The 14244-nt window shown below is 65.0% G+C and carries 16 protein-coding genes; 6 read left to right on the forward strand and 10 right to left on the reverse strand.

What is annotated here, in order from left to right; all coding sequences use genetic code 11:
* Positions 1–180: 180 nt before the first annotated feature.
* Positions 181–1569: a flavin monoamine oxidase family protein gene (locus tag JQ603_RS13635; RefSeq protein ID WP_212340038.1), complete on the forward strand. Its 1389-nt coding sequence runs from the start codon at positions 181–183 to the stop codon at positions 1567–1569.
* 167 nt (positions 1570–1736) lie between these two features.
* On the opposite strand, the gene JQ603_RS13640 is transcribed toward JQ603_RS13635, so the two are convergent.
* The 4 genes from JQ603_RS13640 to pheS are packed head-to-tail and all read right to left on the reverse strand — an operon-like array spanning position 1737 to position 6455.
* Positions 1737–2507: a sulfite exporter TauE/SafE family protein gene (locus tag JQ603_RS13640; protein WP_212340040.1), complete on the reverse strand. Its 771-nt coding sequence runs from the start codon at positions 2505–2507 to the stop codon at positions 1737–1739.
* 55 nt (positions 2508–2562) lie between these two features.
* On the reverse strand, positions 2563–4971 hold the full coding sequence (pheT, locus tag JQ603_RS13645; protein WP_212340042.1) for a phenylalanine--tRNA ligase subunit beta: 2409 nt from the start codon (positions 4969–4971) through the stop codon (positions 2563–2565).
* 9 nt (positions 4972–4980) lie between these two features.
* A complete protein-coding gene (locus JQ603_RS13650; protein ID WP_212341512.1) occupies positions 4981–5370 on the reverse strand; it encodes an ASCH domain-containing protein in 390 nt (129 codons plus the stop codon).
* 2 nt (positions 5371–5372) lie between these two features.
* The gene (gene pheS / locus JQ603_RS13655; RefSeq protein WP_212340052.1) at positions 5373–6455 is read right to left on the reverse strand and encodes a phenylalanine--tRNA ligase subunit alpha; all 1083 of its coding nucleotides are present in this window, start codon (positions 6453–6455) and stop codon (positions 5373–5375) included.
* A gap of 151 nt (positions 6456–6606) precedes the next feature.
* Here pheS and JQ603_RS13660 point away from each other — a divergent pair, with 151 nt between their 5' ends.
* A complete protein-coding gene (locus JQ603_RS13660; RefSeq protein ID WP_212340053.1) occupies positions 6607–7032 on the forward strand; it encodes a hypothetical protein in 426 nt (141 codons plus the stop codon).
* 36 nt (positions 7033–7068) lie between these two features.
* Here JQ603_RS13660 and rplT read toward each other — a convergent pair whose 3' ends face one another.
* Together rplT and rpmI are read right to left on the reverse strand one after the other, a co-directional pair.
* Positions 7069–7428 (reverse strand): 50S ribosomal protein L20, encoded by a 360-nt coding sequence (gene rplT / locus JQ603_RS13665; RefSeq protein WP_027561620.1) that lies wholly within the window; start codon positions 7426–7428, stop codon positions 7069–7071.
* An 83-nt stretch (positions 7429–7511) separates the two neighbouring features.
* Complete coding sequence (gene rpmI / locus JQ603_RS13670) at positions 7512–7712, reverse strand: 50S ribosomal protein L35 (protein WP_008539890.1); 201 nt, start codon at positions 7710–7712, stop codon at positions 7512–7514.
* 271 nt (positions 7713–7983) lie between these two features.
* On the opposite strand from rpmI, the gene JQ603_RS13675 reads away from it, so the two are divergent.
* Complete coding sequence (locus JQ603_RS13675) at positions 7984–8388, forward strand: hypothetical protein (protein WP_212340054.1); 405 nt, start codon at positions 7984–7986, stop codon at positions 8386–8388.
* Positions 8389–8451: 63 nt separating this feature from the next.
* Here JQ603_RS13675 and infC read toward each other — a convergent pair whose 3' ends face one another.
* Entirely contained in the window at positions 8452–8991 is a 540-nt protein-coding gene (gene infC / locus JQ603_RS13680) for a translation initiation factor IF-3 (RefSeq protein WP_074447655.1), read from the reverse strand.
* 251 nt (positions 8992–9242) lie between these two features.
* Between infC and JQ603_RS13685 the strand changes: the two genes are divergently transcribed.
* Positions 9243–10031: an alpha/beta hydrolase gene (locus tag JQ603_RS13685; protein ID WP_212340056.1), complete on the forward strand. Its 789-nt coding sequence runs from the start codon at positions 9243–9245 to the stop codon at positions 10029–10031.
* A gap of 65 nt (positions 10032–10096) precedes the next feature.
* Positions 10097–10564 carry a nuclear transport factor 2 family protein gene (locus JQ603_RS13690; RefSeq protein WP_212340058.1) on the forward strand — a complete coding sequence of 156 codons (468 nt, stop codon included), beginning with the start codon at positions 10097–10099 and terminating at the stop codon, positions 10562–10564.
* A 45-nt stretch (positions 10565–10609) separates the two neighbouring features.
* Here the strand turns inward: JQ603_RS13690 and JQ603_RS13695 are convergent, their stop codons facing one another.
* Genes JQ603_RS13695 through JQ603_RS13705 form a run of 3 tightly spaced genes read right to left on the reverse strand, consistent with a single transcriptional unit; the run spans position 10610 to position 13261 of the window.
* Positions 10610–11407 (reverse strand): acyl-CoA thioesterase domain-containing protein, encoded by a 798-nt coding sequence (locus JQ603_RS13695; protein ID WP_212340060.1) that lies wholly within the window; start codon positions 11405–11407, stop codon positions 10610–10612.
* A 37-nt stretch (positions 11408–11444) separates the two neighbouring features.
* Entirely contained in the window at positions 11445–12620 is a 1176-nt protein-coding gene (gene queG / locus JQ603_RS13700; RefSeq protein ID WP_212340062.1) for a tRNA epoxyqueuosine(34) reductase QueG, read from the reverse strand.
* Entirely contained in the window at positions 12569–13261 is a 693-nt protein-coding gene (locus JQ603_RS13705; RefSeq protein ID WP_212340064.1) for a glutathione S-transferase family protein, read from the reverse strand. Before JQ603_RS13705 ends, queG begins: the two co-directional genes overlap by 52 nt.
* Positions 13262–13430: 169 nt before the next feature.
* Between JQ603_RS13705 and JQ603_RS13710 the strand changes: the two genes are divergently transcribed.
* Positions 13431–14237: an undecaprenyl-diphosphate phosphatase gene (locus JQ603_RS13710; RefSeq protein WP_212340066.1), complete on the forward strand. Its 807-nt coding sequence runs from the start codon at positions 13431–13433 to the stop codon at positions 14235–14237.
* The last annotated feature ends 7 nt before the right edge of the window (positions 14238–14244 follow it).

Consider the following 14244-nt stretch of genomic DNA (forward strand, 5'->3'; position numbering starts at 1 on the left):
CACAGCCTTTTCCGGCCGTCTTTTTTCCCTTCTCTATCATGGTCGAAACGTGTTGCCATTCGGTTCATCACTCTGTGAGATCAAGCACGATTGATTCACCATGATGGTTGCCGTGCAACATCAGATGCGGCAAGGTTCGCTGGCTGTTCCCGTTCGCCGCAAGTCTCCGGAAACCATGACATGACAATCACGCGCCGCGGTTTCCTTTCGGCGTCGGCGGCCCTTGCCGCGCTACCGGTCCTGCGCGCAAACGCCGCGCCCCTGCCGCGCGACGCCGACATCGTCGTGATCGGCGCGGGAGCGGCCGGAATCGCTGCGGCGCGGCGCGTCATGGCGGCCAATCGCAAGGTCGTGGTGGTGGAGGCGGCCTCGCAGGTCGGCGGCCGCTGCATCACGGATACCACGACCTTCGACGTGCCGTTCGACCGCGGCGCGCGCTGGATGCACAATCCCGAGACCAATCCGATGATCCGCCTGGCGCGCAGCGCCGGGCTCGACGTGCTGCCGGCGCCGGCCGGTCAGAAGATGCGCATCGGCCGCCGCAACGCACGCGCCGGGGAGACCGAGGAATTTCTGGCGGCGCTGGTCCGCGCCAACCGCGCCATCGACGAGGCCGCGCGCGGCAAGCTCGATACGTCCTGCGCATCGGTGCTGCCGAAGGACCTCGGCGACTGGGCCGGCGCGGCCGAGTTCATGCTGGGTGCGAGCTTTGCCGGCAAGGATTTGAAGGAGCTGTCCGCGATCGACAAGGCGCGCGCACAGGACCGCAATGCCGCGATCGCCTGCCGCCAGGGGCTGGGGACGCTGATCACCAAGCTCGGCGAGCAGGCGCCGGTCGCACTTTCGACGCCGGCGAGCCGGATCGTCTGGAGCAATCGCGACGTCAGTGTCGAGACGCAAAGCGGCAAGATCGCCGCACGCGCCGCCATCATCACGGTCTCGACCAACGTGCTGACATCGGGCGCGATCAAGTTCGCGCCCGACATCCCCAAGCGCACGTTGGACGCGGCGTCAAAGCTCTCCCTCGGCAGCTACGATCACATCGTGCTGCAACTGCCCGGCAATCCGCTCGGCCTGTCGCGTGACGACATCCTGATCGAGCAGAGCAACTCGACCCGCACGGCGCTGATGTACGCCAATATCGGCGGCTCCTCGCTGTGCGCGATCGATGTCGGCGGCTCGTTCGGCCGCGATCTCTCCGAGCAGGGCGAGAAGGCGATGGCCGCCTTCGCGAAGGAATGGATCTCGAAGCTGTTCGGCAGCGAAGCTGCGGCCGTCGTGCAAAAGACCAGCGCGACGCGCTGGAACGCTTCGCCCTACGTGATGGGCGCGATGTCGGCCTCCGCGCCCGGCGGCCAGCTCTCGCGAAAGATCCTGACCGAGCCGATCGGCAATGTGTTCCTCGCCGGCGAAGCCAGCCACGAGACATTGTGGGGTACCGTCGACGGCGCCTGGGAAAGCGGCGAGCGCGCCGCGGACGCCGCCTTGCGCAAGATCGGCGCAATCAAGGACGAGCCGGCCGACGTGCCGACGCAATCGACGAAGAAGCGGCGGGCGCCAAGGCAGTAGGGCAATCAAGCGGCAACAATCTCCGCCGTCGTCCCGGACAAGCGAAGCGCAGATCCGGGACCCATACGCCGCAGCAGTAGTTTGGCGAAAACGGGCAATGACTATCTCGCCCAACAACGACTGCTGCGGCGTATGGATCCCGGCCTTCGCCGGGACGACATTGAGAGTTACCGCAACACCCCGTCCAGCGCCGGCAGCCCGAAAATCACCGCCATCGCAATCAGCGCATAGCAGATCCCGCGAAACACCTTCTCGCTGGCGCGGCCGAACAGCGACGCGCCGAAGGCGACGCCGAGGGCGTAGACCGGGCCGACGATCAGCGACAGCACCAGCGATTCGCGGCTGATCAGACCGGTCGTGGCGTAGCTGACCATCGAGAAGAAATCCGAGGCGCCGAAGAACAGCAAGATGTTGGCGCGTGCGATGATGGGCGCGATCGGGCGGCCGAGCCAATAGCCGACGATCGGCGGCCCGCCGGTCTGCGCGAGGCCGCTGCAGAAGCCGGAGAGGCCGCCAATGCCGACCGAGAGCCAGGCATGGTCCTTGCCGCGATAACGCCAGCCCGACAGCAGCAGAAGCAGCAGCGCCGCGACGAAGCAGGAGATGATCCAGCGCGTGGTGACGGGCTCGAGCACGCTGAGGAAATAGGTGCCGATGGGCACGCCGATCAGCGCGCCCAGCACGATCACGGCGGTGGCCTTTCGATCCGCCTTTCGCCACGCATCCGGCAGCAGCGGCGCGGCCGCGACGAAATCGATCACGAGCAGAAGCGCTGCGACCAGTCGCGGCGCCGCGATGCTGCTTGCCAGCGGCATGAAGATCAGCGCAGAGCCGAAGCCGGAGAAGCCGCGCGCGGTGCCCGAAATGAAAGCGACGGCGCAGAGCGCCGCCGCGATGGTGAGGCTGACATCCTTCGGAAGGAAATCCGCCAGCGTCATGCTCGATGATTCTGGAGCATGATGTTGTCCGAAAACCGCTTCACACTTTTCGGCATCATGCTCTCAAGACGCCGCCGGTCTTCTTGGTCACCTCGGCGACGATCTTCGCCGCGACGGCCTCGATCTCCTGGTCGGTCAGGGTCTTCTCGCGCGGCTGAAGCGTGACCGCGACCGCGATCGACTTCTTGCCATCGTCGATGCCCTTGCCCTCGTAGACGTCGAAGACGTTGACGCCGGTGATCAGCTTCTTGTCGACGCCCTGCGCGGCGCGGACGATGTCGCCGGCCTTGACGGCGCGGTCGACGATGAAGGCGAAGTCACGCGACACCGGTTGGAAGGCGGAGAGCTCGATCAGCGGCTTGGCGCGGGTCGGCTTCTTCTTGGCCTCGGGGATGCGGTCGAGGATCACCTCGAACACGACAAGCGGCCCGTCGGCGCCGAGCGCCTCGAGCGCGCGCGGATGCACTTCGCCAAAATAGCCGAGCACGTTCTGCGGCCCGATCTGGATCGTGCCGGAGCGGCCCGGATGCAGCCAGCCGGGACCGCCGGCGACGATCTGCAGCGCCTGCATCGGCGCGCCGGCCGCGGCCAGCACCGCCAGCGCATCGGCCTTGGCGTCGAACACATCGGCCTGCGCCGAGCCGGTCCAGTGTCGTCCGAGACCTTCGGACGAAGCAAGGCCGCGGCGCACGCCGCTCGCCGCCATGAACTGGTCCTGCGGGCGATCGCCCTTGAAGATTTGTCCAACCTCGAACAGCGCGACATCACCGAAGCCGCGATCGGCATTGGCCTGCGCCGCCGCGATCAGGCCCGCGAGCAGGGTCGGACGCATATCGGAAAGATCGGACGCGATCGGGTTGGCCACTTCGAGCGCGCGCTGGCCACCGCCGAACAATTCGGCCGCGGGCTTGGCGATGAACGACCAGGTAACGGCCTCGACCATGCCGCGGCTGGCGAGCGCGCGCCGGGTGCGGCGGGTGCGCAGCTGCAGCGGGGTCAGCACCGGTTTGCGCGCGTCCTCGCCGCGCTCGAACGGCGTCATCGGCACCTTGTCGACGCCGAAGATGCGGACGATCTCCTCGACGATGTCGGCCTTGCCGTGCACGTCCGAGCGCCACGACGGCACCGCGACCTTCACCACCGGACCCGGGCCAGCCATCATGAAGCCGAGATGGGTCAGGATGCGCTTCATCTCGACCTGCGGCACCTCGATGCCGGACAGACGCTTCACTTCGGTGATGGGGAAATCGATCACGCGGTCGTCGCCGAAGGCCTTGCCGACCACGACGTTCTCGGACGGCGCGCCGCCGCACATCTCCATCACCAGCTTGGTCGCGAGCTCGAGGCCGGGCACCATGAAGGCCGGATCGACGCCGCGCTCGAAGCGGTAGCGCGCATCGGAATTGATGCCGAGCTTGCGGCCGGTCTGGGCGATGTTGATCTCGTTCCACAGCGCGGACTCGATCAGCACGTCGGTGGTGTTCTCGTCGCAGCCCGAGGCTTCGCCGCCCATGATGCCGGCAAGCGATTCGACGCCGTGCTCGTCCGCGATCACGCAAATGGCGGGATCGAGATTGTAGGTGCGGCCGTCGAGCGCCAGCAGCGTCTCGCCCTCGCGCGCGCGGCGCACGACGAGATTGCCCTTCACCTTCTTGGCGTCGAACACGTGCAGCGGGCGCGCGCGGTCGTAGGTCATGAAGTTGGTGATGTCGACCAGCGCGTTGATCGGACGCAGACCGATCGCGGTCAGCCGCTTCTGCAGCCATTCCGGCGACGGGCCGTTCTTGACGCCGCGCACGAGCCGGAGCGCGAAGCCCGGACACAGCGTGGCGTCCTCGACCGTGACCTTCACCGGACAGGGGAATTCGCCCTTGACCGGCTTGATGGTGGCGTCCTTGAACTTGCCCATGTCGGCGGCGGCGAGATCGCGCGCGATGCCGTGCACGCCGGTGCAGTCCTGCCGGTTCGGCGTCAAATTGATCTCGATCACGGGATCGCCGAGCGCGGCCCATTCGGCGTAACCTGCACCGATCGGCGCGTCCGCCGGCAATTCCATGATGCCGTCATGGTCGTTGGAGATCTGCAGCTCGGCCGCTGAGCACAGCATGCCGCGGCTCTCGACACCGCGAATGGTGCCGACACCCAGCGTGATGTCCTTGCCGGGAATGTAGGTCCCGGGGGCTGAGAACACGCTGACGAGGCCCGCGCGCGCATTCGGCGCGCCGCACACGACCTGCACGGGCGCGCCACCGTCGCCGGTGTCGACCATGCAGACGCGCAACCGGTCCGCATTCGGATGCTGCTCGGCCGAGATCACCTTCGCAATGGTGAACGGCTTCAGCGCCTTCGCCTTGTCCTCGATGTTCTCGACCTCGAGCCCGATCATGGTGAGCTTGTCGGCCAGCTTGTCCAGCGGCTCGTCGGTCTCGAGATGGTCCTTCAGCCAGGAGAGCGTGAATTTCATTTTGCGTTCCTAGAAAACCTCGACCAGGCGGAAGCGTTCGCACATCAGCATCATGTCTTCGCGAAACTTGCCTTGCCGACCGAAATAGTTGCGATGCGCATTGCGCCAGTGGTCGAGACTGCGATCACCTTCGCCCTCGTCGAAGGCAAAGGCCGCATCGACCTCGCCGAAGCGGCGATAGCTCACCTCGGTCGATTCGATGATGCAGCGCGGCTCTCCGCGTCCGTCGAGCACGATCCAGCGTTCGCCCGGCGTCGAGGTGTTGGGCTCGTCCTCGGTGCTGCATGTCGCGGTCTTGACGCCCCGGATCACGAGATCGAGCAACTCGTCGGCCAGCGCCGGTCCGTCGCCGAAGGCGAACGACCGCAGGCCGCGATATTGCTCCGGGACGGCGCTCAGGTTCACGTGCTCAGTCCCCCCGCGAGCGTCGGGACTTCCAGCGGCTTGAAGCCGTAATGGGACAGCCAGCGGACGTCGCTGTCGAACAGCTGGCGCAAATCGGCGATGCCGTATTTCAGCATGGCGATGCGGTCGATGCCCATGCCCCAGGCAAAGCCCTGGTACTCGTCGGGATCGATGCCGCAGGCGCGCAGCACGTTCGGATGCACCATGCCGCAGCCGAGAATCTCCAGCCAGTCCTCGCCCTCGCCGAAGCGGATCTCGCCCTTGTCGCGGCGACACTGGATGTCGACTTCCAGCGACGGCTCGGTGAACGGGAAGAACGAGGGCCGGAAGCGCATGTTGATGTGGTCGACCTCGAAGAACGCCTTGCAGAACTCGTGCAGGATCCATTTGAGGTGGCCGAGATGCGAGCTCTTGTCGATGACGAGGCCTTCGACCTGGTGGAATTGCGGCGTGTGGGTCGCGTCCGAATCGATGCGGTAGGTGCGGCCCGGGCAGATCACGCGGATCGGCGGCTTCTGGCTCAGCATGGTGCGCACCTGCACCGGCGAGGTGTGGGTCCGCAGCAGCATGCGCGAGCCGTCCTCCTTCGGATGGAAGAAGAAGGTGTCGTGCATCTCGCGCGCCGGATGGCCTTCCGGGAAGTTCAGTTTTGTGAAGTTGTAGTCGTCGGTCTCGATGTCGGGGCCCTCGGCGACCGAGAATCCCATGTCGGCGAAGATGGTGGTGAGCTCGTCCCAGACCTGGCTCAGCGGATGGATGCGGCCGGCCTCCGCCGCCGCATCGCGCAGCGGCAGCGTCACGTCGATGGTTTCCGACGCGAGCCGCGCATCGAGCGCCGCCGACTTCAGCACGTCGCGCCGTGCTGCGAGCGCCTGCGTGACCTTGTCCTTGGCGAGGTTGATCGCGGCGCCTTGCGTCTTGCGCTCGTCCGGCGACATCTTGCCGAGCGTGGCAAGCAGTGCCGAGATCGAGCCCTTCTTGCCGAGGGCCGCGACGCGCACCGCTTCCAGGGCGGCTTCGTCGCCGGCGGCGGCGATCTGGTCGAGGATGGATGTTTCGAGCGTTGCGAGGTCGGACACTGTCAAATCCTTGGCTCTAAATTCGGCTGGGTTGTCGCCGCCCGAAGGCCGTAACGTCAAGCAAAAAGCCGGTCATTTCGGGCACATGGCCGGCTGGGTTGAACCCTGCGCGGGGAGGCGGCACCAAGGGGGATACGAGGAGACCTTTACGATGCTGTCGAGACCCCGCCTTGCCGTTGTTCTTGCCGTCCTGGCTGTCGTCCTGTCGGTCGCAGCCAGCCCAGCGCGCGCCATGGTCTGCATGGAGACATCCATGACGCTGGATGAGGTCGTCGACACCATCAACAAGCAGAAGAGCTGCGAAAGCGCGATGAAGGTGTTTCAGGATTGCCAGTTGACCGCGAGCGGGGATGTCCAGCTCGGCGCCGCCGTCGAGAAGAAGTGCGAGGCAGACTTCATGCCCGGTCTCAACACGGCGCAGCAGCAGGCTTACAAACGCGAGATGCGCGTCTGCGACCGGAAGTACCGGAACAAGTCCGGCACCATGTATCTCTCGTTCGCGGCTTTTTGCCGGGCGGAGGTCGCCCAGCGCTACTCGCAGCGCGCGCTGAAGGCTGCGGGCCAGAAGGCCCGCTAGCGCAAGCCTCAGGCAGCCAGAGCGGCCTTCGCCGTATTACGCCGCAAGGGCGGCTTTGGCCTTCTCGGCGATCGCCTGGAACGCCGCGGGCTCGCTGATCGCGAGATCCGACAGCACCTTGCGGTCCACAGTGATCCCGGACTTGGCCATGCCGTCGATAAAGCGGCTGTAGGTCAGGCCGAACGGACGGACGGCAGCGTTGATGCGCTGGATCCAGAGCGCGCGGAACGTCCGCTTCTTACGCTTGCGGTCGCGGAAGGCGTATTGCTGGGCCTTTTCCACGGCCGGCTTGGCGGCGCGGATGGTGTTCTTGCGGCGGCCGTAGAAACCCTTGGCGGCCTTGTAGACTTTCTTGTGCTTGGCGTGGGCGGTCACACCGCGTTTGACGCGAGACATGACAAAAATCCTTCAGAGATGACTTCGGTTTCGGATCGCCGCGAAAGCTGCGGCGCGCGAGGTGGCAGTGATCGTGGACGCGATCAGGCGTTCGGCAAGAAGTACTTCTTGACGTTGTCGCCGTCGGTCTTGAACAGCACGCGAGTGCCGCGGAGCTGACGGATCTGCTTCTTCGTCCGCTTGATCATGCCGTGACGCTTGCCGCGCTGGGCGTGCATCACTTTGCCGGTGGCAGTCACCTTGAAGCGCTTTTTAGCGCCCGATTTGGTCTTCAGCTTGGGCATTTGGCTCTCCTAATGGCCATAGAGATCCGCCCGCGAAGGCGGCTGGCCGTCAAAAATGCTCGTTAGAGCGTTGATTGTGCTCAGGTTTTGCGAACTAGCGCGAAACCCGCACGAAACACCGCCACGGCAGCCCTTAATCAGCCGGGCGATGAAGGCTGGGCTTATGACAGAGGACAAGCCAATTGGCAACGATGAACCGCCGAAACGGGCCCGCCGACTATTGGAGGACGCTACCCCATATCCAAGCCTTGTCGCCTGAAGCAGGTCCAAAATGGCCCATTTTCCGCAATTTCTCTCCTCGCTGACCGGTTTCGCCCGTCCGCGCCATCTCGCGCTGTTCGCCGTGCTCGCCACGGCCGCGCTCCCCTCACCTGCCGACGCCCGCGCCGGCGGCTATGACGGCATCTGGAACGTCACCTTCGCCACCACCCGCGGCAATTGCAGCTCGGGCTACAGCGTTCCCTTCACCGTGACAGGCAGCCGCGTCTCGTCGGCCGGCGGTGGCCGGGTCTCGGGCAGGGTCAACCGCTCCGGCGCCGTCGCCGTCCAGGTTTCGGTCGGCGCCTCCCATGCCAGCGGCGGTGGCCGGCTCGCCGGCATGTACGGCGCCGGTTCGTGGAGGGGCATCATTTCCGGCGATTACTGCAGCGGCACCTGGCAGGCGACGCGGAGCTGACACACAAACGGCCCGCCGGAGATCCGGACGGGCCGTTGAACTCGAGTTCCGAAGCGCTTCGCGTCAGCGCGGTGCCAGCACCATGACGACCTGGCGACCTTCGAACCGCGCGTCCTGCTCGACCTTGGCGAGCTCGGCAACGTCGGTCTTGATCTTGTCCAGCAGCTTGGTGCCGATCTCCTGGTGCGCCATTTCGCGGCCGCGATAGCGCAGCGTGATCTTGACCTTGTCGCCCTCTTCGAAGAACCGCTGCATCGCGCGCATCTTCACGTCGTAATCGTGGTCGTCGATCATCGGGCGGAGCTTGATCTCCTTGATCTCGACGGTCTTCTGCCGCTTGCGGGCTTCCGCGGCTTTCTTTTGAGCGGAATACTTGTACTTCCCGTAGTCCATGATCTTGCAGACGGGAGGGCTGGTATTCGGCGAAATCTCGACCAGATCCATGCCAACTTCCTGGGCCATCCGGATGGCGACGACGGTCTCAACCGTGCCTTTATTATCACCGGTCTGATCGATCAGCTGGATCTGCGCATTGCGAATATCATCATTGATGCGCGGCCCGTCTTTGCTGGCAGCGGGCGGAGCTTTATTGGGACGGCGAATGGGTGGTTCTCCAAAGTTGTGAAAGAAGCGGCTATTTTGAAGGAAGATGCGTTTGCCGGCAAGCAAGTCGCTCGTGCCGCGGTCAAAATACCTTCAAATGCGAGGCATTTTGGCCACGTCCTCCGGCACGTTGACCGACATAGACACCTTGCTTCTGTTCCGCAAGCGTCCCAAAGGGCCAATGCCGATGTTCGGCAGCGTCGCAAAATACGTCCGAACAGCTCAAACCACACAGCCAGAGTAAACGTTCCATGACCGAAGCGATTTCCGATGCCGTACTCGACTTCATCGAATTGGGCGAAGGCCCGTCCGCGCGCCGGATCGCGGTGCGTTACCGCGCCGGCAAGGGCCCTGGCCTCGTCTGGCTGGGCGGGTTCAAGTCGGACATGCAGGGCGGCAAGGCAGTGGCGCTGGACGCTTGGGCAAGGGATCACGGCCGCGCGGCGGTCCGGTTCGACTATTCCGGCCACGGCGAATCCAGCGGCGATTTCGCCGACGGAACCATCGGAAGCTGGCTCGAGGACAGCGTCGCCGTGTTCCAGCGGTTCTGCGACGGCCCGCAGATCCTGATCGGCTCCTCCATGGGCGGCTGGATGGCGCTGCTGCTCGCGCGCGAGATCAGGAAGCGGAGCGGCAAGGGCTCACTGGCAGGCCTCGTGCTGATCGCGCCAGCGCCCGACTTCACCGAGGAACTGATGTGGAAGAATTTTCCGCCCGCGGTGAAGAAGGAGATCGAGACCAAAGGCTTCTGGCTGCGGCCGTCGGACTATGGCGACGGCTCGCCCTATCCGATCACGCGCAACTTGATTGAGGAGGGCCGCAACCACCTCGTGCTCGGCAGCGCCATCGATCTCGGCTGCCCCGTCCGCATCCTGCAGGGCGCGCAGGATCCCGACGTGCCCTGGCAGCACGCGTTCGCGCTGACGCATCGCCTGCCGGCCGACGACGTCGTGCTGACCATGATCCAGGACGGCGACCACCGCCTGTCACGCCCGCAGGACATCGCACGCATTCTTGCAGCGGTAGCGGAGATCGGGTGATTGTTCTCTTCCTTCTCCCCTTGCAAGGGGAGAGGGCGCAACAAGAAGCACCGGGAGGCAATTCAATGACCACCACCGCCATGCTGCGCGCCTTCTGCGATGCGGTCGAGCAGCGCAACGGCCGCGCCTTTGCCGAACTGTTCACCGAAGACGGTGTCTATCACGACGTCTTCTACGGGGCGTTCGCAGGCCGCGAGAAGATCGCGGCGATGATCGACGACTGGTTCTATCGCACGGCGACCGATTTCCGCTGGGACATGCATGATCCCGTCACCGACGGCGCCACGCTCTATGCGCGCTACACCTTCAGCTACAAATCGACCCTGCCGGAAGCGAACGGCGCGCGGGCGATGTTCGAGGGCGTCGCGATCATGACGCTGAAGGGCGGCAGGATCGCTGGCTATCACGAGGTCGCCAACACCGCGCCGGCCTTCGTCGATCTGAAGTTCGCGCCTGAAAGAATTGCCAAGATCGTCGCCAAGCAGGGCGCCGAGCTGAGGGCGCGGCCGGAGATGCAAAGGCATCTGGCGTAGTCGTCATTCCGGGCTCACGCTTCGCGTGCCCCGGATTGACAAGGCCTACGGCGGCGGCACCTTCGTCATCGGCTTGCGCTGTGCGAGCGCTGCGACGGTCGCAGTGCCGATCGGGCCCTGTTCGTCATAGAGCCAGCATTCGCCGATCGCGACGCCATCCGTCGCGTGGTGATTGACCACGTCGAAGCCGATCCATTTCGTCACCGGCAGGCGGTGCAGATAGAGCGTGACGTCACTGTTGATGTAGCCGAGCCCCTTGTCGCCGGCGTTCGCGAACGGACTGGCGAAATCGGCGCCGACGGCGACATGGACGAACGGCGTCATCGCAACGCCGGCGACGAGCTCGCGCACCTCGCTCATCCAGAGACGGCGCGGCCCGAGCGCGCCCATGTGACCGACGATGGGGCGCGTCGTCCATTTGCCGTTCATGCCGAGCCTGGGATCGGTCGGTTTCGGAATGTCTGATGGCTTCGGCACGTCCCAGTTCGGCGGCGACCAGACATTGCCGTCGGGATTCTGTGTCTTGCGCAGCAGCTGGCACGAGGCGCGCGCCATGCTGACGCCGCCGGAAAACAGCTCCGCCTCGACCACGCGGATGCGCAGTCCATCGCGGACGAGCCGCGTCGTCACTTCAATCGGCTTGTCGATGGTCGGCAACCGGAACATGTCGGCGGTGAGCCGCGCCGGCACGAACTCGGGACCGGAATGACGCTCCTCGATGGCGAAGCCGAGCAGGCCGACGATGACGCGTCCGTGCAGCGATTTCGGGTCCCATGGACCATTGGCGACTTCCGTCGGGTGGAATGTATCGCCGTCGCGGGTGAAGAAGGGCATGTTTGTCATGCGCGCGACTTTGCGGGAACGCGTGGGGAAATCAAGCCTAGGAAGCGGCTCGCCACTCCTCGCGCACGCTCTCGTCGCGCTCGCCCGCGATGGCGTTCGTCCTGGACGCAGCGAACTCTTCCCGCGACACCAGCTGTCCCAGCGCCCACACCGCCGCGCCCCGCACCAGCGGGCTTGCGTCATGCAGCAATCGCCGGGCCTCTTCCGCCAGCGCTGCCTCGCCCGAGTTGCCGATCGCAATCAGCACATTGCGCAAGAAGCGGTCGCGGCCGATACGCTTCACCGGGGACTTCGTGAACAGCGCACGAAACGCGGCATCGTCGAGCCGTGCCAGTTCGGCGAGGCCAGGCGCGCGCAGTTCGTCACGCGCGGCAAGCTTCGCTTCGCGTCCCTCCTGCGCAAACTTGTTCCACGGGCAGGCGGCAAGGCAGTCGTCGCAGCCATAGATGCGATTGCCGATGGCTTTGCGAAAGTCGTGCGGGATCGGCCCCTTGTTCTCGATGGTCAGATAGGAGATGCAGCGCCGCGCATCGAGCTTGTAGGGCGCGGGGAACGCTGCCGTCGGGCAGATGTCGAGACACGCCCGGCACGAGCCGCAATGGTCGATCTCGGCGCCGTCGCGCGGCAGCTCCAGCGTCGTGTAGATCGCGCCGAGAAACAGCCACGAGCCGAATTCGCGCGAGACCAGATTGGTGTGCTTGCCCTGCCAGCCCAGATGCGCGGCCTGCGCCAGCGGCTTCTCCATCACGGCCGCGGTGTCGACGAACACCTTCACATCCGATGGGGCGGTTGCGACCAGCCAGCGCGCCAGCGCCTTCAGCCGCTTCTTGATGAGGTCGTGATAATCGTCGCCCTGCGCATAGACCGAGATTGCGGCGCGCGTGCGCTGCGCGAGAATCGAGAGCGGATCGGAGTCGGGACCATAATTGACGCCGAGCATGATCACGCTGCGCACGTCGGCCCACAGCCCGCGCGGATCGACCCGGCGCTCCGGCTGCGCCGCGAGCCAGTCCATGTCGCCATGGCCGCCGGAGGCGATGAATTCGAGGAAGTGCTTTCCGGCCGCTTCGATCGTGCCGGGTTGAGTGACGCCGATGCAGTCGAAGCCGAGCGCGCGCGCCTCGCGTCCGAGCGCCGCCTTCAGTTCAGTCGGATCGGAGCTCAGAAATCCAGGTCCACGTAGGTCCGCGACGCCGGCACGCCGGCCAGCCATTCGCTCAGCAGCGGACGGAACGACGGGCGGGATTTCACCCGCGCGTACCACGCCTTTGCTGCGTCGTCCTCGCTCCATGGCACGTCGCCCAGATAGTCGATCGCCGAGAGATGCGCCGCGGCGGCGAGATCCGCGTAGGTCAGCCGGTCGCCGGCGAGGAAGTTACGCGTCTGCGCCAGCCAGCCGATATAGGCCAGATGATAGCGCACGTTGGCCTTGGCCGCGCGCATCACGTCGGCCGAGGGCGGGCCGCCGCCATTCTCTTCGCTCATGAAGCGCTTGTAGATGCGCTCGGTGACGAGAGGGTGCGAAACCTCCTCGAAGAACTTCTCGTTGAACCAGGCCATCAGCCGGCGTACCTCGACGCGCTCGAACGTCGTCTCCGGCATCAGGCGCTTGGCTCCCATCCCGGCGCCATAGGCCTCGTCGACATATTCGGCGATGATGGCCGCGCCCGGGATCGGCGGCTGCTCGTCGTCCATCAGGACGGGCGTCGTGCCCGCCGCGTTGAGCAGCAAGAATGCCTCGCGCCGTTCCCAGCTGCGCTCCTCGACCAGCTTGAGGTCGAGCCCGTACTCGCCCGCGATCAGCCGGATGAAGCGCGAATGCGGACAGAACGGATGATGAAACAGCGTAAACATGAAGCCTTTGACTATTTGATGGTGCTTAAGAATCCATCAATGTTTGGGCGGCGCCACACTAGTCCTTCAAAACCGCGAAGCAAGAGCGTGATGCCGCATTTTGCGATTGCAGCATTGGGGGGAATAGGCGAGAAGAGCCCCGCTTTTCCAGCCGAAATGGACCGTAAATATGTCAGATGCAATACGGGCAGTGATCCTCGGCATCATCGAGGGCGTGACCGAGTTCCTTCCCGTGTCCTCGACCGGCCACCTGCTGCTCGCCGAGCGTTTCTTCCATCTTGGTGAAGGCGCCTTCTGGGATTCGTTTACCGTTCTGATCCAGCTGGGTGCGATCCTCGCGATCGTCGGGCTGTATTTCAAAAAGCTCTGGGACGTCGTGATCGGCTTCTTCACGGGCGATGCCTATGCGCGCCGTTTCGTCATCGGCGTGCTGGTGGCGTTCCTGCCTGCTGTCGTCGTCGGCCTGGTTGCCGGCAAATACATCAAGAGTGTGCTGTTCAACCCCTGGGTCGTCTGCTTCACGCTGATCGTCGGCGGCGCCATCCTGCTCTGGGTCGACAAGCTCGACCTCAAGCCGCGCGAGCACGACGCCACCAGGTTCCCGCTGCTGATGTACCTCTATATCGGCATCGCGCAGTGCGTGGCGATGATCCCGGGCGTGTCGCGCTCCGGCGCCAGCATCGTCGCGGCGATGCTGCTCGGCGCCGACAAGCGCGCGGCGGCGGAGTTCTCGTTCTTCCTCGCCATCCCCACCATGATCGGCGCGTTCGCCTACGACTTCTACAAGAACCGCTCCGAGATGACGATGGACCATATGGGCATCGTCGCGATCGGCTTCATCGTGTCGTTCATCACCGCGATCATCGTGGTGAAGACGTTCCTGACCTACGTCACCCGCCACGGCTTCGTGGTGTTCGCCTGGTGGCGCGTCATCGTCGGCACGCTCGGCCTGATCGCGCTGGCGCTGGGGCGGTAACCTTTAG

The sequence above is a fragment of the Bradyrhizobium liaoningense genome, assembly GCF_018130825.1.
Taxonomy (GTDB): Bacteria; Pseudomonadota; Alphaproteobacteria; order Rhizobiales; family Xanthobacteraceae; genus Bradyrhizobium; species Bradyrhizobium liaoningense_B.